The organism is Pseudomonas sp. URMO17WK12:I7 (assembly GCF_003269045.1).
GTDB lineage: Bacteria > Pseudomonadota > Gammaproteobacteria > Pseudomonadales > Pseudomonadaceae > Aquipseudomonas > Aquipseudomonas putida_J.
This window is the reverse complement of the sequence record NZ_QLTL01000008.1, coordinates 17,347-39,801: the sequence shown is the minus strand read 5'-3', so window position 1 is coordinate 39,801 and position 22,455 is coordinate 17,347. Positions and strand designations below refer to the sequence as shown.

The following is a 22,455-nucleotide window of genomic DNA, read 5'->3' as shown; positions in this document are numbered from 1 at the left end:
TCCTGATCCGAGCTGGGTTCCTATTCCGGCCCTTTCGCGGCAGTTCGACGCCTCGCTAAACCCTCACCCAAAGGAATTGCACAGGCTTCAAAGGCAGTGCAATTCCTGTGGGAGCGGGTTCACCCGCGAAAGGGCCATCAGCCCGTGCATCCTACCCAAGGGCAGGTTGCAGTTCCGCGTCACGCACCAACCGTTCCAGCCCGACCAGGTCCGGCACCCGCGCCACTTGTTCCCCCACCTGCACGGCGGCCAGCTCCAGGCTGCCCAGCGGCACATCCACATAGTTGAGCTGGTTGTCGAGCTTGCACGAGCGGGGGATGTCCTGCAGCAGCACCGCCAGATAGCGCAGGCCGGTATCCCCCAGCGCATTAAGCACCACGATCCGCGCGCGCTCGCCGCACGGTGTTTCACCACCACAGGCTGCCTCGAAGCCGATCAACGGCAAATGTTGCTGGCGCCAGTCGATCCAGCCCAGGTGCCAGGCTGGGTCGCCCGGATCGCACACCAGGTTACGCTGGCCGATCAGCTCGACCACTGCGACGTTGGGCAACACCAAGGTGCGGTCGCCCAACGGCAACAGCAGGCCGGTAAGGCTGCTGCGCTGCCCTGCAATCAGTTCAAGCATGGCGATGGCTCCAGTGGGCGATGCTCTGCAGCAGCACCGACTCCTGATAAGGTTTGCCCAGGTAATCGTTGACGCCAATGGCCATGGCCCGGTCGCGATGCTTCTGCCCGGTGCGTGAAGTGATCATGATGATCGGCAGGTCTTTCAGGCGCTCGTCGCGGCGAATTCGGGTGGCCACTTCGAAACCGTCCATACGCGGCATCTCGATGTCCAGCAACAGCACGTCCGGCCGGTGCTCTTCCAGCAGGGCCATGGCATCGACACCATCCTTGGCGGTCATCACGTTCATGCCATGGCGCTCCAGTAGCCGGCTGGTGACCTTGCGCACGGTGACCGAGTCGTCCACCACCATCACCAGCGTAGCCCTTCGCGGTGCCGGGCCGAACAAGGTGCGCTGCACCCCACTGCCACCGGGCAGGCGTGCCAGCCGCCGCTGCTGGCCGCGCAGCTGCCCCAGCAGGTCAAGGATCAGCACCACCCGGCCATCACCGAGCAAGGTCGCACCCGAGAGCCCCGCCACCGCGGCAAACTGCGGGCCGAGGCTCTTGACCACGATTTCACGGCTCGGCGACAGGCTGTCCACCTGGATAGCGAACGACTGCTCCTGGGAATGCACAAGCAACACCGGCAACGGCACGCTCTGCCCCAGCAGCACGGGGCGCGGCAGACCTTGCAGCAGCTCGCCCAGGTAACGCAAAGCGTACTCATGGCCGCCGTAGACATATCGCGGGGTATCCAGTTGGTAACAGGCGGCCAGTTCAGCCGGCGGTACACGCACAATGCCCTCGATGGTGTTGAGCGGAATGGCGTACTGCTCTTCGCCCAGGTGCACCATCAAGGCGCGGTTGATCGACACGGTGAACGGCAAGCGGATCAGGAAGCGTGCGCCCTTGCCCAAGGCCGACTCGATGGTCATCGAACCGCCCAGTTGCTTGACCTCTTCATGCACCACGTCCATGCCCAGGCCGCGCCCGGAAATCTGGGTGATCTTCTCGGCCGTGGAAAAGCCCGGGCGCAGGATGAATTGCAGGATCTCGTGGTCGCTCAGCTGTGCCTGTGGGTCCAGCAGGCCGCGTTTGATCGCCTTGCGCCGCACTGCTTCCAACGGTACACCGGCGCCATCGTCGGTCATCTCGATGACGATGTCGGCGCCTTCATGCAGCAGGTTCAGGTGAATGGTGCCCTGCTCCGGCTTGCCCGCGGCCAGGCGTACCTCACGGGCTTCCAGGCCATGGTCGACAGCATTGCGCAGCATGTGCTCCAAGGGCGCGACCATGCGTTCGAGCACGCTGCGGTCCAGCTCGCCCTCGGCATTGCCGACCACCAGCTCGACTTGCTTGCCCAGCTCGCTGGCCACCTGGCGCACCACCCGCTGCAAGCGCGGCACCAGGCGTTCGAATGGCACCATCAGGGTCGCGGTCAGGCCTTCCTGCAACTGGCTGTTCACGCGCGCCTGTTGCTGCAGCAGGCTATACGCCTCCTGGGCACGCTGGGTCAGGGTTTCCTTGAGGTCGAGCAGGTCGGAGGCCGACTCGAACAGTGCCCGCGACAATTGCTGCAACTGTGAATGGCGGTCCATTTCCAGCGGGTCGAAGTCTTCGTAGGCGTCCCCCTCGAACGCCTGCCGGCTACTGATCCGCCCCTGTGTCTCGATGTCCAGGCGCAGCAGCTGGTCGCGCATGCGCTCCAGCGTGGTTTCCATCTCGTTGAGGGCGAACTGGGCGTCATTGACCTGCTGTTCGATACGGCCGCGAATGATCGAATGCTCGCCGGCCAGGTTGCCCAGGTCGTCGAGCAGTTCGGCGTCGACCTTGACCATGTCGCCAGGCGCCCGCTCCGGTGCCGCGGCCGGTGTTTCGGCCGGAGCGGTGTCGGCCTGGGCCTGGCCGGCAGCACTGTCGGTCAGGGCGGCGCTGCTGAAGTTGCGAATGTAGTCGATCAGCGCGGTAGCGGCGTGCAACGGCTGGCCCAGGCGCACCGCGTCGAGCATGTGCGCCAGGCGGTCATGGCAGTTCTGCAGCAGCGCGAACAGCGGCCCGCTCGGCGGCAAACGCCCGGCGGCGAGCAGTTCGTAGAGAAATTCCAGTTCATGGGCCAGGTCGCCGATGGCGGTAATCTCGACCATGCGCGCACCACCCTTGAGGGTGTGCAGGTCACGCAACAGGTTCTCCACCTCCACGCCGTTGCGCGGGTCAGCCTGCCAGCGTGCCAGGGCAGCGGCGGCGCTTTCGACGATGTCCGAGCTTTCTTCAAGGAAGACTTCCAGCAGCTCCTTGTCGCCCGGGCTTTCTGCCTCATCGGCCAGCTCCGGCAAATCAGACAGAGGCGTAACGGTGTCGCGGCTCACCAGGCCAGTAGCATCCGGCGCCAGGGCGCCATCCAGCAGACCGCGCAAGGCATCGACGCAATCAGGTCGCGGGCTGACGTCCTGCCCTGCAGCCACCTCGTCGAGCATGTCCAGCATGGCTTCATGGGCTTGCTGCGCAACGGCGAAGAAGCGCGGGCTGGCGCCCAGGCTGCCCTCCTCCACGGCGCCGTAGAGGTCGAGCAGCGCCTCGCAGACTGCATCCATCTGCCACAGGTCGGCCAGGTGCGCGGCGTGGCCAAGGCTGGTCAGCTCATCGAGCAAGGTATCCAGTGGTTCGCGCTGCCCTGGCTGCTGCTGCCAGCGCGACAGCAAAGATTCGGCATCCAGCAGGGTATCCATGGCCTGGACCAGGAAGCTGGCGATCAACTGTGGGTCGCGCTTGCCATGGCGGGGCTGTTGGTGTTCGGCATGCAGACTGGCCAGGCGCAAATCCACCGCTTCGCCAACCTGCTCGATCAATTGGGCCGCCCCCGGGATGGCGGCCAGCGGCGCACTGCCAAGCTGCCCCAAGCCCTGCTGGAACAGGCCATGAGCCGTTTGCAGCCATTGCATCTCCGCCGCCTGCAACGGTAGCTGGTGGCCCCGGTACTCGCGTACCAGGCGGTCAAAGGCGGTGGCCAGTTCGGCGATCGGCATGACCCCGGCCATGGCTGCACTGCCCTTGAGGGTGTGCAGGGCGCGTTGCAGGCTGTCGCTGACTTCGCTGCCCTGGTCGCCTGCGCCCTGCAGGAAGCCTTCGAGGCTAGCCAGGTGGCCCTGGGCTTCGTTGCGGAAGATATCCAGCAGTTGCGGGTCGAGGCCATCGATGTCGGCGCTGACGGGCGTGTCATTCTCGGCCAGGGCGTGCAGGTGACTCGCCAGCTGTTCGATCTCGGTCAACTGCGGTAACTGGCCAGCGGCAAAATCGGCCAGCAGGTCCGGCAGGTGGACGAATACCTGCTGCAGCGCAACTGCGCCCTCCGGGGTCAGGGCGATGCGCCCCTCCAGTACCCGGTTGAGCAGGTGCTCCCCTCCCCAGGCCAGCTCGGCCACCGCCTCGGCATGCACCATGCGCCCGCTGCCCTTGAGCGTGTGCAGGTCACGGCGCACTTCGATCAGGGCATCGCGCAGACGGTTGTCGGCACGCCAGCGCAACCAGTGCCGCTCGATCTCAGGCAACAATTCGCCGGCTTCTTCGAGAAACACCTCACGCAATTCATCATCGACGCCATCACTGCCGTCCTGCGCGTCGGCCGGGCCCGCATGGGTGCACTGCACGCCCAGTGCCGTCAGGCTGGCACGGGCCATGTCGAGGAACGGCTGGGCATCGGCCAGTGGGTCGGCGACCCTCCATTGCAGGTAGCACTCGGCGGCGCTGAGGGCGTCGGCCAGGTGGGCCAGTTCATCCGCCGGCGGCTCCACGTCCAGGTGTTGCAGCCAACCTTGCACATAGCCCGCGCACCCTGCCAAGACCTCGGCGGCATCTGGCAGCATCAGCATCGCCAGGGCGCCGCGCACCTGTTGCAAAAGGCCCGGAAGCGGCTGCAGGCGTTGCCTCGGCCAGCCGGACTCCAGGCAATCGCCGATCAGGTCCTTGGCCTGCTGCAACACCGATAGCGACTCATTCAGCACCAGCTGGCGGATCTCAGCCAGGTCGGAACCGGGCAGGCCGCCTTGCCCGCTTTCTTCCGGCAGGACCATGCCGTTGAGCGTGGCCTCCACATACAACAGGGCACCGGCCACATCCATCGATACCGCGTCGTCTACCTCGCGTTCGCCCTGGGCCAGGTTCTGCAGCGCCAGCACCTGGTCGATGATCACCCGCCGGGGTTGCTGGAAGCCCAGAACTGCCAGGGTGTCGGCCACATGCCGCAGGGGCGCGAGCAGCGCCTCCAGGTCTTCATTGTGTTGGCGGTCGCCGCGCACGAACTGGTCCAGCCGTTCCTTGATCCGTACCAGGTCGTCACACAATGCGCTGACCACCGAGCGCAAGGCATCGCGCCCGGGCCCGGCCTGCATCTGTTCGCGCCAGTTGCCCAGCGACAGGTCGAGGTTGGCCAGGTCATCGGAGCCGGCAAAGCGCTGCGCGGCGCCGCTGATCAAGCTGGCCTGAGCCAAGGGCTCGACGCCACGGCAGGCGCGCAGCTGGTTGAGCAGCGGCAGCATCACCAGTGGCAGGTCATGACGCGCACCGCGCAACCGTTCCAGGTAGGACGGCAGTTGCTCCAGGCCGCGGAACAGCGGCCCCAGGCAGTCACCGCGGGGGCTCACCTGGCCCTCGGCCAAGGCCTTGGCCAGCCACTCCAACTCTTCGGCCAAGCGCGTGGCACCGCGCAGCTCAAGCATGCGCAGGCAGCCATGTACCTGGTGCAGGTTATCCACCACGAAGGCCAGCATCGACAAATCGTTGGTTTCACCGGCAAAGCGCTCCAGGGCCTGACGGGCCTGGCTCAGGCAATCGAAGATGGCGGCGCGGGTCCAGGCCAAGGCTACGGTATCGTGGCGCTCGGGGCTTGTGGCGGCAGGAGCCATGGCTTTTCCTCAGCGGCGCTCGGCGGGTGCCGGCAGGGTGAAACCAGAGACCGAGCGGCGCATCTCGCTGGCCATCCGTGCCAGGTGGCGGATGCTGTCGGCGGTGGCGCCGGAACCGGCGGAGGTCTGTGCGGTGATCTGCTGGATCACCGCCATGGTGTGGGAAATCTGCCCGGCAGACGATGTCTGCAACTGGGCTGCGTCAGAGATGCTGTGGATAAGTTCGGCGAGGTTCTGCGATACACCTTCGATCTCGGCCAGCGCCACACCAGCATCCTGGGCCAGGCGCGCACCGCGCACCACCTCGGCGGTGGTCTGCTCCATGGAGATCACCGCCTCGTTGGTGTCCGCCTGAATGGTCCGCACCAGCGCTTCGATCTGACGGGTCGCCGAGGACGAGCGCTCGGCCAGGCGCTGCACTTCGTCGGCGACCACGGCAAAGCCACGGCCAGCTTCACCCGCCAACGAGGCCTGAATCGCCGCATTCAGCGCGAGGATATTGGTCTGGTCGGCAATATCATCGATCAGGCTGACAATGTCGCCAATTTCCTGGGAAGACTCGCCCAGGCGCTTGATTCGCTTGGCGGTGTCCTGAATCTGCTCACGGATATTGTCCATGCCGTTGATGGTGTTGTGCACCACCTCGTTACCCTTGTTGGCGATTGCCACCGAGCGCTCGGCGACCTTGGCCGACTCATAGGCATGTGCGGAAACCCGGTCGATCGATTCGACCATGTCACCGACTGCTTCCGACGCCTCGCTGATCTGTTCGGCCTGGTGCTCCGAGGCCTTGGCCAGCTGGCGAGCGGTGTTCTGCGTGTCCTGCACGGCAGCCGCAACCTGCTCGGCACTGTGGTTGATGGTGGCCACCAGATCGCGCAGCTGATCGACGGAGTAGTTGATCGAGTCGGCGATGGCACCGGTGAAATCTTCGGTCACCGAGACGGTGACGGTCAGGTCGCCGTCGGCCAGCTCTTCGATCTCATCCAGCAAGCGCATGATCGCTTGCTGGTTACGCTCGTTCTTTTCTGCGGTTTCATGCAACTGGCGGTGGGTAGTGCGTACCATCACCAAGCCGATCAGGATGATCGATGCCAGCGCCAGCAGGCCCAGCGCGTAACCACCTACGGTATCCAGGGTGCGGCCACTGGCCAGGTTTTCGAAACCGTTGGCCAGGTGCGAGGCCTCATCGAGCAAGGTCTGCGACAGACTGAAGATGTTGCCGGCCGCTTCGCGTACGCGGAACAGCTCGGGCGAGGTTTCGAGGATTTCATCGACGGAACCGGCCACGAACTGGAACAACTCGGCAATTTCTGCCAGGCGGGCGCGGGCGTCTGCGTCCTCGACGCGGGTCACCTGGATGGCCGGGTTGCCGCCCAGCATGCCCTCGAGCACCTGGCCGAAGCGGCTGGCATCGCGGCCGAAGGTATCGGCAGCCTGCGCCGCCGTGTCATCGCCAGCCAGTACCGTGTTGACCGACCCGAGAATACGCTCGGCCAGCAGCAACTGGCGCTGGGCTACCACCACCTGGTTGGCCGGGGCGCCGCTTTGCAGCAGGATCTCGACCACTTTCTCGTACTCGACCTGCAGCTGCGGCACGGTTTCGGCGAGGGTCGCCGCCACCTGGTGCAGCGACAGCACGGTCTGTTCGCTGGCAAGAATGGTGTCGGTGTTCTTGCGCAGGTTTTCCCAGTCCTGGCGCACGGCTTCCATTTCATCGCGCACCGCAGCGGGCGCCGCAGGCAGGCCGGTGGACTTGTCGCCTTCGCGCAGGTAGCTCCAGCGCCGCTCGAAATCGTTGCGCGCATCCGACAGCAGCTTGAATGCCAGGGCCTTGCCCGCCGCCGCCTCGGTGGCATTCTTGGCGATGCGCTGGGACAACACCCGCAACTCGCCGGCATGGCCGATGTACTGCTTGTCGTGATTGGCCTGGGTGTTGAGGTAGGCGAAGTTGGCGAACAACAGGATGATCGACAGAATCAGGATCACGAACAGCACGGTGATCTGCACGATGCTGCGTGTGCGTGGGGTCATGCTGGCGGGGGCGACTGGGGTGGCCGGCTTGTTCACGTTCGAAAGTCCTATAGCGCCACGTCAAGAAAGCCCGGCGCCTGGGCCAGGGCGAAGGGGCTGAAGATCGCCCAGTTGCGTTCCCGCGGGAAGTGCCCCTGCACGAAGCGGGCGGCAGCTCGCAGCAGCGGCTGCGGTGGCGACAGCTCCAGGCTGCTCAGGGCGAAATGCTGCAGGCCCAGCACCTCGTCGACCAGCAGGCCCACGAACAGGTCCTCATGGTCCAGTACCAGCACCCGCCGCTGCTTGCCTGGCGCAGCAGGGCCAAGGCCGAAGAAGCTGCTGAGGTCCATCACCGGCAACAGCCGGCCACGCAGGTTGGCAACGCCACACACCCACGGCTGCACACCAGGCACACGGCTGCTGCGCGGCTCGCGCAGCACCTCGGCGACCTCACCCATGGGGGCGACGAACCACTGCCCGGCGATACGAAAGCCGATGCCGCTCCATTGCTGCAGGCGGGTATCCTGCGGTGGCTGGTCGGCCACCAGCAGGCGGCAGCGCCGGTCGATGTCCAGCAACAGCTCGAAGGCAGTCAGCGACGCCCCCTGCGGGCGGGTGGTCAAGCGCCCAGTACTTCTTTGAGCTTGGCGATCAACGCGTCTTCTTCCACAGGTTTGGTCAGGAAGTCGCGGGCGCCCTGGCGCGTGGCCCAGATACGGTCGGTATCCTGGTCCTTGGTGGTTACCACCACCACGGGGATGGCGCTGGTTTCCGGGTCCTTGCTGAGCTGGCGGGTGGCCTGGAAGCCGTTCATGCCAGGCATGACGATGTCCATCAGCACCGCATCCGGCTTCTCCTGGCGGGCCAGGGCCACACCGTCGGCACCGTTGTTGGCCTTGAGCACCTGGTGACCGTGCTTTTCCAGCCATTCGGTCAATCTGTACATCTCTGTCGGCGAGTCGTCGACAATCAGAACTCGGGCCATGCTGTTTCCCCATCAGGAAATTGAAGGCCGCGCCAGCGCGGCGCGGTCAGGGTGCGGGTTGTTCGGGCACGGCGAAACCAGGTACATGGGCCCTGATCGCGTCGAGCAGTTCTTCCTTGCTGAATGGTTTGGTCAGGAACTGGTCGGAACCGACCACCCGGCCGCGGGCCTTGTCGAACAGGCCGTCGCGAGACGACAGGAGAATCACCGGGATGTCCTTGAAGGCACTGTTGTGCTTGATCACCGCACAGGTCTGATAACCGTCCAGACGGGGCATCAGCACATCGACGAAGATGATCTGTGGCTGGTGATCGATGATCTTGGCCAGGGCATCGAAGCCGTCACTGGCGGTGATCACCTCGCAGCCCGCTTCGCCGAGCAACATCTGCGCGGTGCGGCGGATCGTGCGGGAATCGTCGATCACCATCACCTTCAGGGGCTGTTCCATAAGTCGCGCTACCATCGCTGCACAGTGTGGGCAGCAAGCCACTGATGGCTTGCAGCTTGAAGCTGAGGGCATTTTTAGCACACTCCGGGGGCCCGTTCCATCTGCCGCCCCCTTGACCCAGGGCGCTCACAGCGCCACCCTGAGCCACTTTTCCATCGATTCACCGCGGCCACGGGCCGCCAAGAGGAACCACCCCATGAGCGTTCGCCTCGGCATTGTCATGGACCCGATCGCGTCCATCTCCTACAAGAAGGACAGCTCGCTGGCCATGTTGCTGGCCGCCCAGGCCCGCGGCTGGGAACTGTTCTACATGGAGCAGCGCGACCTGTACCAGGCGCAGGGCAAGGCCCGCGCCCGCATGCGCCCGCTGAACGTGTTCGCCGACCCGGCGCGCTGGTTCGAGCTGGGTGACGAGCAGGACAGCCCGCTGGCCGACCTGGACGTGATCCTGATGCGCAAGGACCCGCCGTTCGACATGGAGTTCGTCTACAGCACCTACCTGCTGGAACAGGCCGAGGCCGAAGGCGTACTGGTGGTCAACCGCCCGCAGAGCCTGCGCGACTGCAACGAAAAACTGTTCGCTACGCTGTTCCCGCAGTGCACGCCGCCGACCCTGGTCAGCCGTCGCCCGGACATCATCCGCCAGTTCGCCGCCGAGCACGGTGACGTGATCCTCAAGCCGCTGGACGGCATGGGCGGCACCTCGATCTTCCGCCACCGGGCAGGTGACCCCAACCTGTCAGTGATTCTGGAAACCCTGACCGCACTGGGCGCCCAGCAGATCATGGCGCAGGCTTACCTGCCGGCGATCAAGGACGGCGACAAGCGCATCCTGATGATCGACGGCGAGCCGGTCGACTACTGCCTGGCGCGCATTCCGGCCAGCGGCGAGACGCGCGGCAACCTGGCCGCCGGTGGCCGCGGCGAAGCCCGCCCGCTGAGCGAGCGCGACCGCTGGATCGCCGCCCAGGTCGGCCCGACCCTGCGCGAAAAGGGCCTGCTATTCGTGGGCCTGGACGTGATCGGCGACTATCTCACCGAAATCAACGTCACCAGCCCCACCTGCATCCGCGAGATCGACGCCGCCTTCAACACCGATATCGGTGGCAAGCTGATGGATGCCATTGATCGCAAGCTCAAGGCGCGCTGACCGCCGACGCGAAGCAAATGCGCGGAGTGGGGTATGATGCCGGTCCTTTTCGACTGACCTGCTGCCCCGCCCTGCGGTTGCTGGATACCTGATGACGCTGCCTGCCGACATCCCCGCCGATTTGCTGCCACCGCGCATTCGCCCGGTGGACCGGCTTGGTTTTACCCTGTTCCTGGCTGCCCTGGTGCACCTGGCGCTGATCCTTGGCGTCGGCTTTACCGTGGTCAAACCGGCTGAAATCCGCCAGACCATGGACATCACCCTGGCCACCTTCAAAAGCGAGAAAGCGCCAAAGAAGGCTGATTACCAGGCTCAGGACAACCAACAGGGCAGCGGCACCCTGGAAAAGAAAGCGGTCCCCACCACCACCGAGGTGGCGCCGTTCCAGGACAGCAAGATCAACAAGGTCACTCCCCCCCCTGCGGCCAAACCCGAAGTAGCCCCACCGCCCACGCCAGAGAAGTCCGCGGTGGCGACCAAGGCCCAGAAAGCGCAGAAGGTCGAGCCCAAACCGAAGGAAAGCAAGCCACAGCCCAAGCCGGCGGCGGCCACGCCAGACTTCGACAGCTCGCAGCTGTCGAGCCAGATCGCCAGCCTGGAGGCGGAGCTTTCCAACGAACAGCAGATGTACGCCAAGCGCCCGCGCATTCACCGCCTGAATGCAGCTTCGACCATGCGCGACAAGGGCGCCTGGTACAAGGAAGAGTGGCGCAAGAAGGTCGAGCGGGTCGGTAACCTGAACTACCCCGACGAGGCACGCCGGCAGCAGATCTACGGCAATTTGCGGATGATGGTGTCGATCAACCGCGATGGCTCGCTGTATGAGGTGCTGGTGCTGGAGTCGTCCGGGCAGCCTGTACTGGACCAGGCGGCGCAGCGCATCGTGCGGCTCGCGGCGCCATTTGCGCCGTTTACCGGGGACCTGGCCGAGTTCGACCGGCTGGAGATCATCCGCACCTGGCGCTTTGCCCGCGGCGACCGCCTGTCCAGTAACTGATCTGAAATTGGCGGGGCCGCTTAGCGGCCCTTTCGCGACACAAGGCCGCTCCTCCAGAAACCGCGCGAGCCCTGTGGGAGCGGCCTTGTGTCGCGCAAGGGCTGCACAGCAGCCCCAAAACAGCCAAGCCGAGCACCTTGTCAGCCTCGCCACCTGGCGCCACACTATCCCCCATGAAAACCCTCAGCCCGAGCTACCTCAAGCATCAGTTCCTGATCGCCATGCCGCACATGGCTGATCCGAACTTTGCCCAGACCCTCACGTACATCGTCGAGCACAATGCCAATGGCGCCATGGGCCTGGTGGTCAACCGACCACAGGAGCTGAACCTGGCCGACATTCTCGAGCAATTGCGCCCGAACGAGGTACCTCCAGCCAGCACCTTGCAGGTCCCCATCTACCAGGGTGGCCCGGTGCAGACCGACCGCGGTTTTGTCCTGCACAGCGGCGAATGCAGCTATCAGGCTACCGTCGAGCTGCAAGGCCTGTCGCTGTCCACCTCGCAGGACGTGCTGTTCGCCATCGCCGAAGGCGCCGGGCCACAAAAAAGCTTGATCACGCTCGGTTATGCCGGCTGGGAAGCGGGCCAGCTGGAAGCTGAACTGGCCGATAACGCCTGGCTCAACTGCCCGTTCGACCCGGACATCCTCTTCGCCATGGCCAGCGAACAGCGCCTGGGCGCTGCAGCCCGCAGCCTGGGCATCAACCTCAGCCTGCTGACCAGCCAGGCGGGGCACGCCTGATGGCCGAGCTACGTCTATTGTTGGGGTTCGACTACGGCAGCAAACAGATCGGTGTGGCCGTCGGCCAGGTGATTACCGGCCAGGCCCGCGAGCTTTGCGTGCTCAAGGCGCAAAACGGCGTACCGGACTGGAATCAGGTTGAGAAGCTGATCAAGGAATGGAAGCCCGATGCCATTGTCGTCGGCCTGCCGCTGAACATGGATGGCACGCCCAGCGACATGAGCGAGCGCGCCGAAAAGTTTGCCCGCCGCCTCAATGGCCGCTTCAACCTGCCGGTGCACACGCACGATGAACGCCTGACCACCTTCGAAGCCAAGGGCGAGCAGATGGCCCGTGGCGGCCGCCACGGCAGCTACCGTGACAACCCGGTCGACGCCATTGCCGCAGCCCTGCTGCTGCAAGGCTGGCTGGAGGCCAATACCTGATCTTTCCGCGTTTACGTCGGGGCAATCACAACGCCCCCGGCGCCCCAGGAGATACGCAATGAGCCTACCCAATCCCGCCGACCTGATCCGGCAGATGGCTGTCGACCTTCGCGCCCATCTGGCCCGCCGCGCCATCACCGAGCCGCGCTTCATCGGCATCCGCACTGGCGGTGTCTGGGTTGCCCAGGCCCTGCAGCAGGAAATGGCCGACCAGTCCCCACTCGGCACCCTGGACGTGTCGTTCTATCGCGATGACTTCAGCCAGAACGGCCTGCACCCACAGGTGCGCCCGTCGGAGCTGCCGTTCGAGGTCGAAGGCCAGCACCTGGTGCTGATCGACGATGTGCTGATGAGCGGTCGCACCATCCGCGCCGCACTCAACGAACTGTTCGATTACGGCCGCCCGGCCAGTGTTACCCTGGTCTGCCTGCTCGACCTGGATGCCGGTGAACTGCCCATCCGCCCCAATGTGCTCGGCGCCACCCTGTCGCTGGCTGCCCATGAACGGGTAAAATTGACCGGCCCCGCACCGCTCGCCCTCGAGCGCCAGGACCTCGCCACTGCTTCTGCCCTTTAAGAGTCCCCTCGCGATGACGCCAATCGACGCCAAGCGCCCGCTGCAGCTCAATGATCAGGGCCAGCTACGCCATTTCCTCTCGCTCGACGGTTTGCCCCGCGAACTGCTCACCGAGATCCTCGACACCGCCGACTCGTTCCTTGAAGTCGGCGCCCGGGCCGTGAAGAAAGTCCCGTTGCTGCGCGGCAAGACCGTGTGCAACGTGTTCTTCGAGAACTCGACCCGTACCCGCACCACCTTCGAACTGGCTGCCCAGCGCCTGTCGGCCGACGTGATCAGCCTGAACGTGTCGACGTCCTCGACCAGCAAGGGCGAGACGCTGTTCGACACCCTGCGCAACCTCGAAGCCATGGCCGCCGACATGTTCGTCGTGCGCCACTCCGATTCCGGCGCCGCGCACTTCATCGCCGAGCACGTGTGCCCGGACGTCGCCGTGATCAACGGCGGTGACGGCCGCCACGCGCACCCGACCCAGGGCATGCTCGACATGCTGACCATCCGTCGCCACAAGGGCAGCTTCGAGAACCTCTCGGTAGCGATCGTCGGCGACATCCTGCACTCGCGCGTGGCCCGCTCCGACATGCTCGCGCTCAAAGCACTGGGCTGCCCGGACATCCGCGTGATCGGCCCGAAAACCCTGATCCCGATTGGCATCGAGCAATACGGCGTGAAGGTCTACACCGACCTCGCCGAAGGCCTGAAAGACGTCGACGTGGTGATCATGCTGCGCCTGCAGCGTGAGCGCATGGCGGGCGGCCTGCTGCCCAGCGAAGGCGAGTTCTACCGCCTGTTCGGCCTGACCACCGCGCGCCTGGCCGGCGCCAAGCCCGATGCCATCGTCATGCACCCAGGCCCGATCAACCGCGGGGTGGAGATCGAATCGGCGGTGGCCGACGGCAAACACTCGGTGATTCTCAACCAGGTCACCTACGGCATCGCCGTGCGCATGGCCGTGCTGTCCATGGCCATGAGCGGGCAGAACGCGCAACGTCAATTCGACCAGGAGAACGCCCTGTGACCATCAGTATTCTTGGCGCCCGGGTCATCGACCCTGTCAGCGGCCTGGACCAGGTCACCGACCTGCACCTGGACGGCGGGCGCATTGCCGCCATCGGTGCCGCCCCGGCCGGCTTCAGCGCCAGCCGCACCATCGCCGCTGACGGCCTGATCGCCGCGCCCGGCCTGGTCGACCTCGGCGTCTCCCTGCGCGAGCCGGGCTACAGCCGCAAGGGCTCCATCGCCAGTGAAACCCGCGCCGCCGTGGCCGGTGGCGTCACCAGCCTGTGCTGCCCGCCGCAGACCAAGCCGGTGCTGGACACCTCGGCAGTGGCCGAGCTGATCCTCGACCGCGCCCGCGAAGCCGCCAACAGCAAGGTCTACCCAATCGGCGCCCTGACCAAGGGCCTTGAAGGCGAACAGCTGGCTGAACTGGTTGCCCTGCGCGACACCGGCTGCGTGGCCTTTGGCAATGGCCTGAAAGAAATCCCCAACAACCGTACCCTGGCCCGAGCCCTGGAATACGCCGCCACCTTCGACCTGACCGTGGTGTTCCACTCCCAGGACCGCGACCTGGCCCAGGGCGGCCTGGCACATGAGGGCGCCATGGCCAGCTTCCTCGGCCTGCCCGGCATTCCCGAGACCGCCGAAACCGTGGCCCTGGCGCGCAACCTGCTGCTGGTGGAACAGACCGGCGTGCGTGCGCACTTCACCCAGATCACCAGCGCCCGTGGTGCACGACTGATCGAGCAGGCCCAGCAGCTGGGCCTGCCGGTGACGGCAGACGTGGCGCTGTACCAGCTGATCCTCACCGACGAATCGCTGCGCGAGTTCTCCAGCCTGTACCACGTGCAGCCGCCACTGCGCACCGCTGCCGACCGCGACGGCCTGCGCGCAGCGGTGAAATCGGGGGTCATTCAGGCGATCTCGAGCCACCACCAGCCCCATGAGCGCGATGCCAAGCTGGCACCGTTCGGCGCCACCGAACCGGGCATCAGCAGCGTCGAACTGCTGCTGCCGCTGGCAATGACCCTGGTCGAGGACGGCCTGCTCGACCTGCCAACCCTGCTCGCCCGCCTGAGCAGCGGCCCGGCCAAGGCCATGCGCCTGCCGGCCGGCGAACTGAAAGTCGGCGGCGCGGCCGACCTGGTGCTGTTCGATCCCAAGGCCTCGACGATTGCCGGTGAGCAATGGCTGTCGCGCGGCGAAAACTGCCCATTCATCGGCCACTACCTGCCGGCTGCCGTGCGTTATACCTTGGTCGATGGGCACCTCTGCCACGAGGCCTGAGTAGGGCCCTTCGCGGGTAAACCCGCTCCCACAGGGACCCTGCTGCCCTCAGGCGCAGCACTATACCTGTGGGAGCGGGTTTACCCGCGAAGGAAGCAACGCAGATATTCCTGCCAAGCGCGACCATTCATCCCCCGCGGTTGAAATCTTCCTCCCCACCCCCATATGAGTCTGCATCAGGCAATTTTGCCCCGCTGCGTGGAGACTCTCCCCTTGACCACCATCGTTTCTGTCCGCCGTAACGGCAAAGTCGTCATGGGCGGCGACGGCCAGGTATCCCTCGGCAACACCGTAATGAAAGGCAACGCCAAGAAGGTCCGTCGCCTGTACAACGGCGAAGTGATCGCCGGTTTCGCCGGTGCTACCGCCGATGCATTCACCCTGTTCGAGCGCTTCGAAGCCCAACTGCAGAAACATTCCGGTCACCTGGTGCGTGCAGCTGTCGAGCTGGCCAAAGAGTGGCGTACCGACCGCTCCCTGAGCCGCCTGGAAGCCATGCTGGCCGTAGCCAACAAAGACGCATCGCTGATCATCACCGGCAACGGTGACGTGGTCGAGCCGGAAGACGGCCTGATCGCCATGGGTTCCGGTGGTGGCTATGCCCAGGCCGCGGCCCGCGCCCTGCTGAACAAGACCGACCTGTCGGCCCGGGAAATCACCGAGGCTGCCCTGAACATCGCCGGTGACATCTGCGTGTTCACCAACCACAACCTGACCATCGAGGAGCAGGACCTGGCCGAGTGATCAGCTGTTCTGGCGTCCCGCTCGTAGCGGGACTTTTCCACGCCGAACACTCCGCCTCAGGACCGTATTGATCATGTCCATGACCCCCCGCGAGATCGTCCACGAACTCAACCGCCACATCATCGGCCAGGACGACGCCAAGCGCGCCGTTGCCATCGCCCTGCGCAACCGCTGGCGGCGGATGCAGCTCCCCGCCGAGCTGCGTGCCGAAGTGACGCCGAAGAACATCCTGATGATCGGCCCGACCGGCGTCGGCAAGACCGAAATCGCCCGCCGCCTGGCCAAGCTGGCCAACGCGCCGTTCCTCAAGGTCGAAGCGACCAAGTTCACCGAAGTCGGCTACGTCGGCCGCGACGTCGAGTCGATCATCCGTGACCTGGCCGATGCCGCGCTGAAAATGCTGCGCGAGCAGGAAATCGTCCGCGTACGCCACCGTGCCGAAGACGCCGCCGAAGACCGCATCCTCGACGCCCTGCTGCCGCAGGCGCGGGTCAGCAGCTTCAGCGAGGAAGCCGCGCAGACCAGCACCGATTCCAACACCCGCCAGCTGTTCCGCAAGCGCCTGCGCGAAGGCCAGCTGGACGACAAGGAAATCGAGATCGAAGTCGCCGAGAACATGGGCGTCGAAATCGCCGCGCCACCCGGCATGGAAGAGATGACCAACCAGCTGCAAAGCCTGTTCGCCAACATGGGCAAGGGCAAGCGCAAGACCCGCAAGCTGAAGGTCAAGGAAGCACTGAAGATGGTGCGTGACGAAGAAGCCAGCCGCCTGGTCAACGAGGAAGAACTCAAGGGCAAGGCCCTGGAAGCAGTCGAGCAGCACGGCATCGTGTTCATCGACGAAATCGACAAGGTGGCCAAGCGTGGCAATGTCGGCGGCGCCGATGTATCCCGCGAGGGCGTGCAGCGCGACCTGCTGCCGCTGATCGAAGGCTGTACCGTCAACACCAAGCTGGGCATGGTCAAGACCGACCACATCCTGTTCATCGCCTCCGGTGCGTTCCACCTGAGCAAGCCAAGCGACCTTGTGCCAGAGCTGCAAGGCCGCCTGCCGATTCGTGTAGAGCTCAAGGCGCTGACCCCGGAAGACTTCGAGCGCATCCTCCAAGAGCCGCACGCCTCGCTGACCGAGCAGTACAGTGCGCTGCTGAAGACCGAAGGCCTGAACATCGAGTTCGCCGCCGACGGTATCAAGCGCCTGGCCGAAATCGCCTACCAGGTCAACGAGAAGACCGAGAACATCGGTGCTCGCCGCCTGCACACCCTGCTCGAGCGCCTGCTCGAAGAGGTGTCGTTCAGTGCCGGTGACCTGGCCAGCACCCACGACGAAGCACCGATTCTCATCGATGCGGCGTATGTGAATGGCCACCTGGGTGAGCTGGCACAGAACGAAGACCTGTCGCGCTACATCCTGTAAGACCGCAGGGGGCCGCTTTGCGGCCCCCTTGCACAATGGCCTGAATCACTCGAAGCTTGCACCATCAGCTCTCAAGAGACTCCAGACCATGGCTCGCCTGCCCACCGCCATCAACCTGCACAAAGCCTCCAAGACCCTCAGCCTCACCTACGCCCCCGGCGAGGTCTATCAGCTACCCGCCGAATTCCTGCGTGTGCACTCGCCTTCCGCCGAAGTCCAGGGGCACGGCAATCCCATCCTGCAATTTGGCAAGATCAACGTCGGCCTGGCCGGCCTGGAACCTGCTGGCCAATATGCACTGAAATTGACCTTCGACGACGGCCATGACAGCGGCCTGTTCACCTGGGAGTACCTCGAGCAACTGTGCCTGCGCCAGGAGCAGCTATGGGCCGAGTACCTCGATGAGCTGCACAAGGCCGGCAAGTCCCGCGACCCGGCCGAATCGGTGGTCAAACTCATGCTCTAGCTCAAGCTTCCCAGGCTTTAGAGCGCATTTTCTAATCTCATCTGTTTGAATGCCTTACAGACAACTCTTCAACGGGTTGTCTTGCGCATTACATGAAAGTCGGGTAACCAATGGAGCTGGCAAGTTCCCTGCATCGCCTTCAGGGCAATCAGGCACTGGCCGGTATGTAGAGGTCGCGAGCGAAAGCAGGCTGTCTTCACACGCAGAATCCCCCGCAGCTCATCGCCGAATGCATCCGGCCCGCAGCACCGCTGTTCCTTATCACTGGTCACCCGAGTAGTGGTACCGGGCTGTCCGCTGTGCATTGCGCCACAGCAATCCGGTACTCGTCTCAGGACAACGGAGCGTCGTAGATGAGTAACAAGAACAACGATGAGTTGCAGCGGCAAGCCTCGGAAAACACCCTGGGGCTGAACCCGGTCATCGGCATCCGCCGCAAGGACCTGCTGAGCTCTGCGCGTACCGTGCTGCGTCAGGCCCTGCGCCAACCGCTGCACAGTGCCAAACATGTGGCGCACTTCGGCCTTGAGCTGAAGAACGTGCTGCTGGGCAAGTCCAACCTCGCCCCGGAAGGCGACGACCGTCGCTTCCAGGACCCGGCCTGGAGCAACAACCCGCTTTACCGCCGTTACCTGCAGACTTACCTGGCCTGGCGCAAGGAGCTGCAGGAGTGGATCGGCAACAGCGACCTGTCGCCCCAGGACATCAGCCGTGGCCAGTTCGTCATCAACCTGATGACCGAAGCCATGGCGCCGACCAACACCCTGTCCAACCCGGCGGCGGTCAAGCGCTTCTTCGAAACCGGCGGCAAGAGCCTGCTGGACGGCCTGTCCAACCTGGCCAAGGACGTGGTCAACAACGGCGGCATGCCCAGCCAGGTCAACATGGACGCGTTCGAGGTCGGCAAGAACCTCGGCACCAGCGAAGGCGCCGTGGTCTACCGCAACGATGTGCTGGAGCTGATCCAGTACAGCCCCATCACCGAGCAGGTGCATGCCCGCCCGCTGCTGGTGGTGCCCCCGCAGATCAACAAGTTCTACGTCTTCGACCTGAGCCCGGAAAAGAGCCTGGCGCGCTTCTGCCTGCGTTCGCAGCAACAGACCTTCATCATCAGCTGGCGCAACCCGACCAAGGCCCAGCGTGAATGGGGCCTGTCGACCTACATCGATGCCCTCAAGGAAGCGGTCGACGCGGTACTGGCGATCACCGGCAGCAAGGACCTGAACATGCTCGGCGCCTGCTCCGGTGGCATCACCTGCACCGCTCTGGTCGGCCACTACGCCGCGCTGGGCGAGCAGAAAGTCAACGCCCTGACCCTGCTGGTCAGCGTGCTGGACACCACCATGGACACCGAGGTCGCGCTGTTCGTCGATGAGCAGACGCTCGAGGCTGCCAAGCGCCACTCCTACCAGTCCGGGGTGCTTGAAGGCAGCGACATGGCCAAGGTGTTCGCCTGGATGCGGCCCAACGACCTGATCTGGAACTACTGGGTCAACAACTACCTGCTCGGCAACGAGCCACCGGTGTTCGACATCCTGTTCTGGAACAACGACACCACGCGCTTGCCCGCCGCCTTCCACGGCGACCTGATCGAGCTGTTCAAGAACAACCCGCTGATCCGCCCGGATGCCCTGGAAGTGTGCGGCACTGCCATCGACCTGAAGAAAGTCCAGTGCGACATCTTCAGCGTCGCCGGCACCTCCGACCATATCACCCCGTGGCAGTCGTGCTACCGCTCGGCGCACCTGTTCGGCGGCAAGATCGAGTTCGTGCTGTCCAACAGCGGCCACATCCAGAGCATTCTCAACCCGCCAGGCAACCCCAAGGCCCGCTTCATGACCGGCGCCGACCGCCCGGGCGACCCGGTGGCCTGGCAGGAGAACGCCGAAAAGCATGCCGACTCCTGGTGGCTGTACTGGCAAACCTGGCTGGGCGAACGCGCCGGCGAGCTGAAAAAGGCCCCGACGCGCCTGGGCAACCGCGCGTATGCCGCCGGCGAGGCTGCACCGGGGACTTACGTCCACGAGCGTTGAGTCGCAATGCCGTGGCGCGCGGAGCGTGCCACGGTGCATTATCAAGCCACAGAGCCACGCGCATGCCGCTACCCTACATATTCCGCACCGTCGAGCTGGACGACCAATCCATCCGTACCGCGGTGCGCCCGGGCAAGCCGCACCTGACGCCGCTGCTGATCTTCAACGGCATCGGCGCCAACCTGGAGCTGGTGTTCCCGTTCATCGAGGCACTGGACCCGGACCTGGAAGTCATCGCCTTCGACGTCCCCGGTGTGGGTGGTTCGTCCACCCCGCGCCACCCTTACCGCTTTCCCGGCCTGGCCAAGCTGACCGCACGCATGCTCGACTACCTGGACTACGGCCAGGTCAATGTCATCGGCGTGTCCTGGGGCGGCGCCCTGGCCCAGCAGTTTGCCCATGACTACCCCGAGCGCTGCAAGAAGCTGGTGCTGGCAGCCACCGCTGCAGGTGCAGTGATGGTGCCGGGCAAGCCCAAGGTGCTGTGGATGATGGCCAGCCCAAGGCGCTACGTGCAGCCATCGCATGTCATCCGTATCGCGCCGATGATCTATGGCGGCGGTTTCCGCCGCGACCCGGAGCTGGCCATGCACCATGCGGCCAAGGTGCGCTCGGGCGGCAAGCTGGGCTACTACTGGCAGCTGTTTGCCGGGCTGGGCTGGACCAGCATTCACTGGCTGCACAAGATCCAGCAGCCAACCCTGGTGCTGGCCGGCGACGACGACCCGCTGATCCCGCTGATCAACATGCGCCTGCTGGCCTGGCGAATTCCCAATGCCCAGCTACACATTATCGACGACGGTCATCTGTTCCTGATCACCCGGGCCGAGGCAGTCGCCCCCATTATCATGAAGTTTCTCCAGCAAGAACGTCAGCGCGCGGTCATGCATCCCAGTCCGGCCTCTGGTGGCTGAATTGTTGCTTGCTGTTGCAAGAGCACAACTGATGAGTACGACCGTGGCCTGACAAGGGAGTTGTTGCCATGAAAGAAAAGCCGGCCAAAGGAACGTCAACGCTCCCCGCCACCAGCATGAATGTGCAGAACGCCATCCTTGGCGTGCGCGGTCGCGACCTGATTTCCACCTTGCGCAGCGTAGGCCGCCATGGCTTGCTCAACCCGCTGCACACCGCCCGCCACCTGGTGGCCCTGGGCGGCCAGCTGGGCCGGGTGATGCTCGGCGACACGCCCTATCAGCCGAGCGCGCGTGATGCACGTTTCAGCGATCCTACGTGGAGCCAGAACCCGTTCTACCGGCGCGGCCTGCAGGCCTACCTGGCCTGGCAGAAACAGACCCGCCTGTGGATCGAGGAAAGCCACCTGGACGACGATGACCGGGCCCGTGCGCATTTTCTGTTCAACCTGATCAACGACGCCCTGGCACCGAGCAACTCGCTGCTCAACCCGCTGGCGGTCAAGGAACTGTTCAACACCGGCGGGCAGAGCCTGGTGCGGGGCGTTGCTCACTTGCTCGACGACTTGCGCCACAACGACGGCCTGCCGCGTCAGGTCGATGAGCGCGCCTTCGAAGTCGGCGGCAATCTGGCTGCCACCCCCGGCGCCGTGGTGTTTCGCAACGAACTGCTGGAGCTGATCCAGTACAAGCCGATGAGCGAAAAACAACATGCCCGGCCTGTGCTGGTGGTGCCGCCACAGATCAACAAGTTCTACATCTTCGACCTGCAACCGACCAACAGCTTCGTCCAGTTCATGCTGAAGAACGGCCTGCAGGTGTTCATGGTCAGCTGGCGCAACCCCGACCCACGCCACCGTGAGTGGGGCCTTTCGAGTTATGTACAGGCGCTGGAAGAAGCGCTCAACGCCTGCCGCAGCATCAGCGGTAACCGCGACCCGAACCTGATGGGGGCCTGCGCCGGCGGGCTGACCATGGCCGCGCTGCAGGGCCATCTGCAAGCCAAGCACCAGCTGCGCCGGATACGTAGCGCCACTTACCTGGTCAGCCTGCTCGACAGCAAGTTCGACAGCCCTGCAAGCCTGTTCGCCGACGAGCAGACCATCGAGGCGGCCAAGCGTCGCTCGTACCAGCGCGGCGTGCTGGACGGCGGCGAGGTGGCACGGATCTTTGCCTGGATGCGGCCCAACGACTTGATCTGGAATTACTGGGTCAACAACTACCTGCTCGGCAAGACCCCGCCGGCCTTCGACATTCTCTACTGGAACGCCGACAGCACACGCCTGCCAGCCGCCCTGCATGGCGACCTGCTGGACTTCTTCAAGGTCAACCCGCTGACCCACCCCGCAGGCCTGGAGGTGTGCGGCACACCGATCGATCTCAAGCAGGTCGACCTCGACAGCTTCACCGTGGCTGGCAGCAACGATCACATCACGCCATGGGACGCGGTATATCGCTCGGCCTTGCTGCTCGGTGGCGACCGGCAGTTCGTGCTGGCCAACAGCGGGCACATCCAGAGCATCATCAACCCACCCGGCAACCCCAAGGCGTATTACCTGGAGAACCCCAAGCTCTCGAGCGACCCACGCGCCTGGTTCCATGACGCACAGCGCCGCGACGGCAGCTGGTGGCCGCTGTGGCTGGAGTGGATCACGCCACGTTCCGGCCCGCTCAAGGCACCACGCACGGAGCTGGGCAACGCGACCTATCCACCGCTGGGCCCTGCGCCAGGCACCTATGTCCTGACCCGATGAGC

At 64.8% G+C, this 22,455-nt stretch carries 19 protein-coding genes; 13 read left to right on the top strand and 6 right to left on the bottom strand.

What is annotated here, in order from left to right:
- Nucleotides 1-151: 151 nt before the first annotated feature.
- From H040_RS12430 to H040_RS12405, 6 genes are read right to left on the bottom strand one after another with little or no spacing between them, the layout of a single operon-like run.
- The gene (locus H040_RS12430) at nucleotides 152-625 is read right to left on the bottom strand and encodes a chemotaxis protein CheW (protein WP_027920663.1); all 474 of its coding nucleotides are present in this window, start codon (nucleotides 623-625) and stop codon (nucleotides 152-154) included.
- Nucleotides 618-5,504, bottom strand: a complete 4,887-nt coding sequence (locus H040_RS12425; RefSeq protein ID WP_027920662.1) for a hybrid sensor histidine kinase/response regulator — start codon at nucleotides 5,502-5,504, stop codon at nucleotides 618-620. The genes H040_RS12430 and H040_RS12425 overlap by 8 nt, the downstream gene beginning before the upstream one ends.
- A 9-nt stretch (nucleotides 5,505-5,513) precedes the next feature.
- Nucleotides 5,514-7,538, bottom strand: coding sequence for a methyl-accepting chemotaxis protein (locus H040_RS12420; protein ID WP_256208141.1), 2,025 nt, complete (start codon nucleotides 7,536-7,538; stop codon nucleotides 5,514-5,516).
- A 47-nt stretch (nucleotides 7,539-7,585) separates the two neighbouring features.
- Nucleotides 7,586-8,140, bottom strand: a complete 555-nt coding sequence (locus H040_RS12415; protein WP_008094837.1) for a chemotaxis protein CheW — start codon at nucleotides 8,138-8,140, stop codon at nucleotides 7,586-7,588.
- Entirely contained in the window at nucleotides 8,137-8,502 is a 366-nt protein-coding gene (gene pilH / locus H040_RS12410; protein WP_027920660.1) for a twitching motility response regulator PilH, read from the bottom strand. Before pilH ends, H040_RS12415 begins: the two co-directional genes overlap by 4 nt.
- Before the next feature lie 46 nt (nucleotides 8,503-8,548).
- Nucleotides 8,549-8,950: a response regulator gene (locus tag H040_RS12405; protein WP_027920659.1), complete on the bottom strand. Its 402-nt coding sequence runs from the start codon at nucleotides 8,948-8,950 to the stop codon at nucleotides 8,549-8,551.
- Nucleotides 8,951-9,146: 196 nt separating this feature from the next.
- Here H040_RS12405 and gshB point away from each other — a divergent pair, with 196 nt between their 5' ends.
- The 13 genes from gshB (at nucleotide 9,147) to phaC (H040_RS12340) (ending at nucleotide 22,453) form a co-directional block, all read left to right on the top strand.
- Nucleotides 9,147-10,100: a glutathione synthase gene (gshB, locus tag H040_RS12400; RefSeq protein WP_027920658.1), complete on the top strand. Its 954-nt coding sequence runs from the start codon at nucleotides 9,147-9,149 to the stop codon at nucleotides 10,098-10,100.
- A 91-nt stretch (nucleotides 10,101-10,191) separates the two neighbouring features.
- Complete coding sequence (locus H040_RS12395) at nucleotides 10,192-11,097, top strand: energy transducer TonB (RefSeq protein WP_027920657.1); 906 nt, start codon at nucleotides 10,192-10,194, stop codon at nucleotides 11,095-11,097.
- A gap of 173 nt (nucleotides 11,098-11,270) precedes the next feature.
- Nucleotides 11,271-11,840 carry a YqgE/AlgH family protein gene (locus tag H040_RS12390; protein ID WP_027920656.1) on the top strand — a complete coding sequence of 190 codons (570 nt, stop codon included), beginning with the start codon at nucleotides 11,271-11,273 and terminating at the stop codon, nucleotides 11,838-11,840.
- Complete coding sequence (ruvX, locus tag H040_RS12385) at nucleotides 11,840-12,265, top strand: Holliday junction resolvase RuvX (RefSeq protein WP_023378332.1); 426 nt, start codon at nucleotides 11,840-11,842, stop codon at nucleotides 12,263-12,265. The genes H040_RS12390 and ruvX overlap by 1 nt, the downstream gene beginning before the upstream one ends.
- 58 nt (nucleotides 12,266-12,323) lie before the next feature.
- A complete protein-coding gene (gene pyrR, locus H040_RS12380) occupies nucleotides 12,324-12,842 on the top strand; it encodes a bifunctional pyr operon transcriptional regulator/uracil phosphoribosyltransferase PyrR (protein WP_027920655.1) in 519 nt (172 codons plus the stop codon).
- Between the two features lie 13 nt (nucleotides 12,843-12,855).
- On the top strand, nucleotides 12,856-13,860 hold the full coding sequence (locus H040_RS12375) for an aspartate carbamoyltransferase catalytic subunit (protein WP_027920654.1): 1,005 nt from the start codon (nucleotides 12,856-12,858) through the stop codon (nucleotides 13,858-13,860).
- Nucleotides 13,857-15,128, top strand: coding sequence for a dihydroorotase (locus H040_RS12370; protein ID WP_027920653.1), 1,272 nt, complete (start codon nucleotides 13,857-13,859; stop codon nucleotides 15,126-15,128). The genes H040_RS12375 and H040_RS12370 overlap by 4 nt, the downstream gene beginning before the upstream one ends.
- Before the next feature lie 213 nt (nucleotides 15,129-15,341).
- The gene (gene hslV / locus H040_RS12365; protein ID WP_027920652.1) at nucleotides 15,342-15,872 is read left to right on the top strand and encodes an ATP-dependent protease subunit HslV; all 531 of its coding nucleotides are present in this window, start codon (nucleotides 15,342-15,344) and stop codon (nucleotides 15,870-15,872) included.
- A 73-nt stretch (nucleotides 15,873-15,945) separates the two neighbouring features.
- Nucleotides 15,946-17,289 carry an ATP-dependent protease ATPase subunit HslU gene (gene hslU / locus H040_RS12360; RefSeq protein WP_027920651.1) on the top strand — a complete coding sequence of 448 codons (1,344 nt, stop codon included), beginning with the start codon at nucleotides 15,946-15,948 and terminating at the stop codon, nucleotides 17,287-17,289.
- Between the two features lie 88 nt (nucleotides 17,290-17,377).
- Complete coding sequence (locus H040_RS12355; RefSeq protein WP_027920650.1) at nucleotides 17,378-17,755, top strand: gamma-butyrobetaine hydroxylase-like domain-containing protein; 378 nt, start codon at nucleotides 17,378-17,380, stop codon at nucleotides 17,753-17,755.
- Nucleotides 17,756-18,108: 353 nt separating this feature from the next.
- The gene (phaC, locus tag H040_RS12350) at nucleotides 18,109-19,788 is read left to right on the top strand and encodes a class II poly(R)-hydroxyalkanoic acid synthase (RefSeq protein WP_027920649.1); all 1,680 of its coding nucleotides are present in this window, start codon (nucleotides 18,109-18,111) and stop codon (nucleotides 19,786-19,788) included.
- Nucleotides 19,789-19,850: 62 nt separating this feature from the next.
- Nucleotides 19,851-20,702: a poly(3-hydroxyalkanoate) depolymerase gene (gene phaZ / locus H040_RS12345; protein ID WP_027920648.1), complete on the top strand. Its 852-nt coding sequence runs from the start codon at nucleotides 19,851-19,853 to the stop codon at nucleotides 20,700-20,702.
- 68 nt (nucleotides 20,703-20,770) lie between these two features.
- Nucleotides 20,771-22,453 carry a class II poly(R)-hydroxyalkanoic acid synthase gene (gene phaC / locus H040_RS12340; RefSeq protein WP_027920647.1) on the top strand — a complete coding sequence of 561 codons (1,683 nt, stop codon included), beginning with the start codon at nucleotides 20,771-20,773 and terminating at the stop codon, nucleotides 22,451-22,453.
- The last annotated feature ends 2 nt before the right edge of the window (nucleotides 22,454-22,455 follow it).

Bases quoted from the DNA above. Each gene is read 5' to 3' on its own strand.
- H040_RS12430 (WP_027920663.1), bottom strand. From the start codon at position 625: ATGCTTGAACTGATTGCAGGGCAGCGCAGCAGCCTTACCGGCCTGCTG.
- H040_RS12425 (WP_027920662.1), bottom strand. From the start codon at position 5,504: ATGGCTCCTGCCGCCACAAGCCCCGAGCGCCACGATACCGTAGCCTTG.
- H040_RS12420 (WP_256208141.1), bottom strand. From the start codon at position 7,538: ATGACCCCACGCACACGCAGCATCGTGCAGATCACCGTGCTGTTCGTG.
- pilH (WP_027920660.1), bottom strand. From the start codon at position 8,502: ATGGCCCGAGTTCTGATTGTCGACGACTCGCCGACAGAGATGTACAGA.
- H040_RS12405 (WP_027920659.1), bottom strand. From the start codon at position 8,950: ATGGAACAGCCCCTGAAGGTGATGGTGATCGACGATTCCCGCACGATC.
- gshB (WP_027920658.1), top strand. From the start codon at position 9,147: ATGAGCGTTCGCCTCGGCATTGTCATGGACCCGATCGCGTCCATCTCC.
- H040_RS12395 (WP_027920657.1), top strand. From the start codon at position 10,192: ATGACGCTGCCTGCCGACATCCCCGCCGATTTGCTGCCACCGCGCATT.
- H040_RS12390 (WP_027920656.1), top strand. From the start codon at position 11,271: ATGAAAACCCTCAGCCCGAGCTACCTCAAGCATCAGTTCCTGATCGCC.
- ruvX (WP_023378332.1), top strand. From the start codon at position 11,840: ATGGCCGAGCTACGTCTATTGTTGGGGTTCGACTACGGCAGCAAACAG.
- pyrR (WP_027920655.1), top strand. From the start codon at position 12,324: ATGAGCCTACCCAATCCCGCCGACCTGATCCGGCAGATGGCTGTCGAC.
- H040_RS12375 (WP_027920654.1), top strand. From the start codon at position 12,856: ATGACGCCAATCGACGCCAAGCGCCCGCTGCAGCTCAATGATCAGGGC.
- hslU (WP_027920651.1), top strand. From the start codon at position 15,946: ATGTCCATGACCCCCCGCGAGATCGTCCACGAACTCAACCGCCACATC.
- H040_RS12355 (WP_027920650.1), top strand. From the start codon at position 17,378: ATGGCTCGCCTGCCCACCGCCATCAACCTGCACAAAGCCTCCAAGACC.
- phaC (WP_027920649.1), top strand. From the start codon at position 18,109: ATGAGTAACAAGAACAACGATGAGTTGCAGCGGCAAGCCTCGGAAAAC.
- phaZ (WP_027920648.1), top strand. From the start codon at position 19,851: ATGCCGCTACCCTACATATTCCGCACCGTCGAGCTGGACGACCAATCC.
- phaC (WP_027920647.1), top strand. From the start codon at position 20,771: ATGAAAGAAAAGCCGGCCAAAGGAACGTCAACGCTCCCCGCCACCAGC.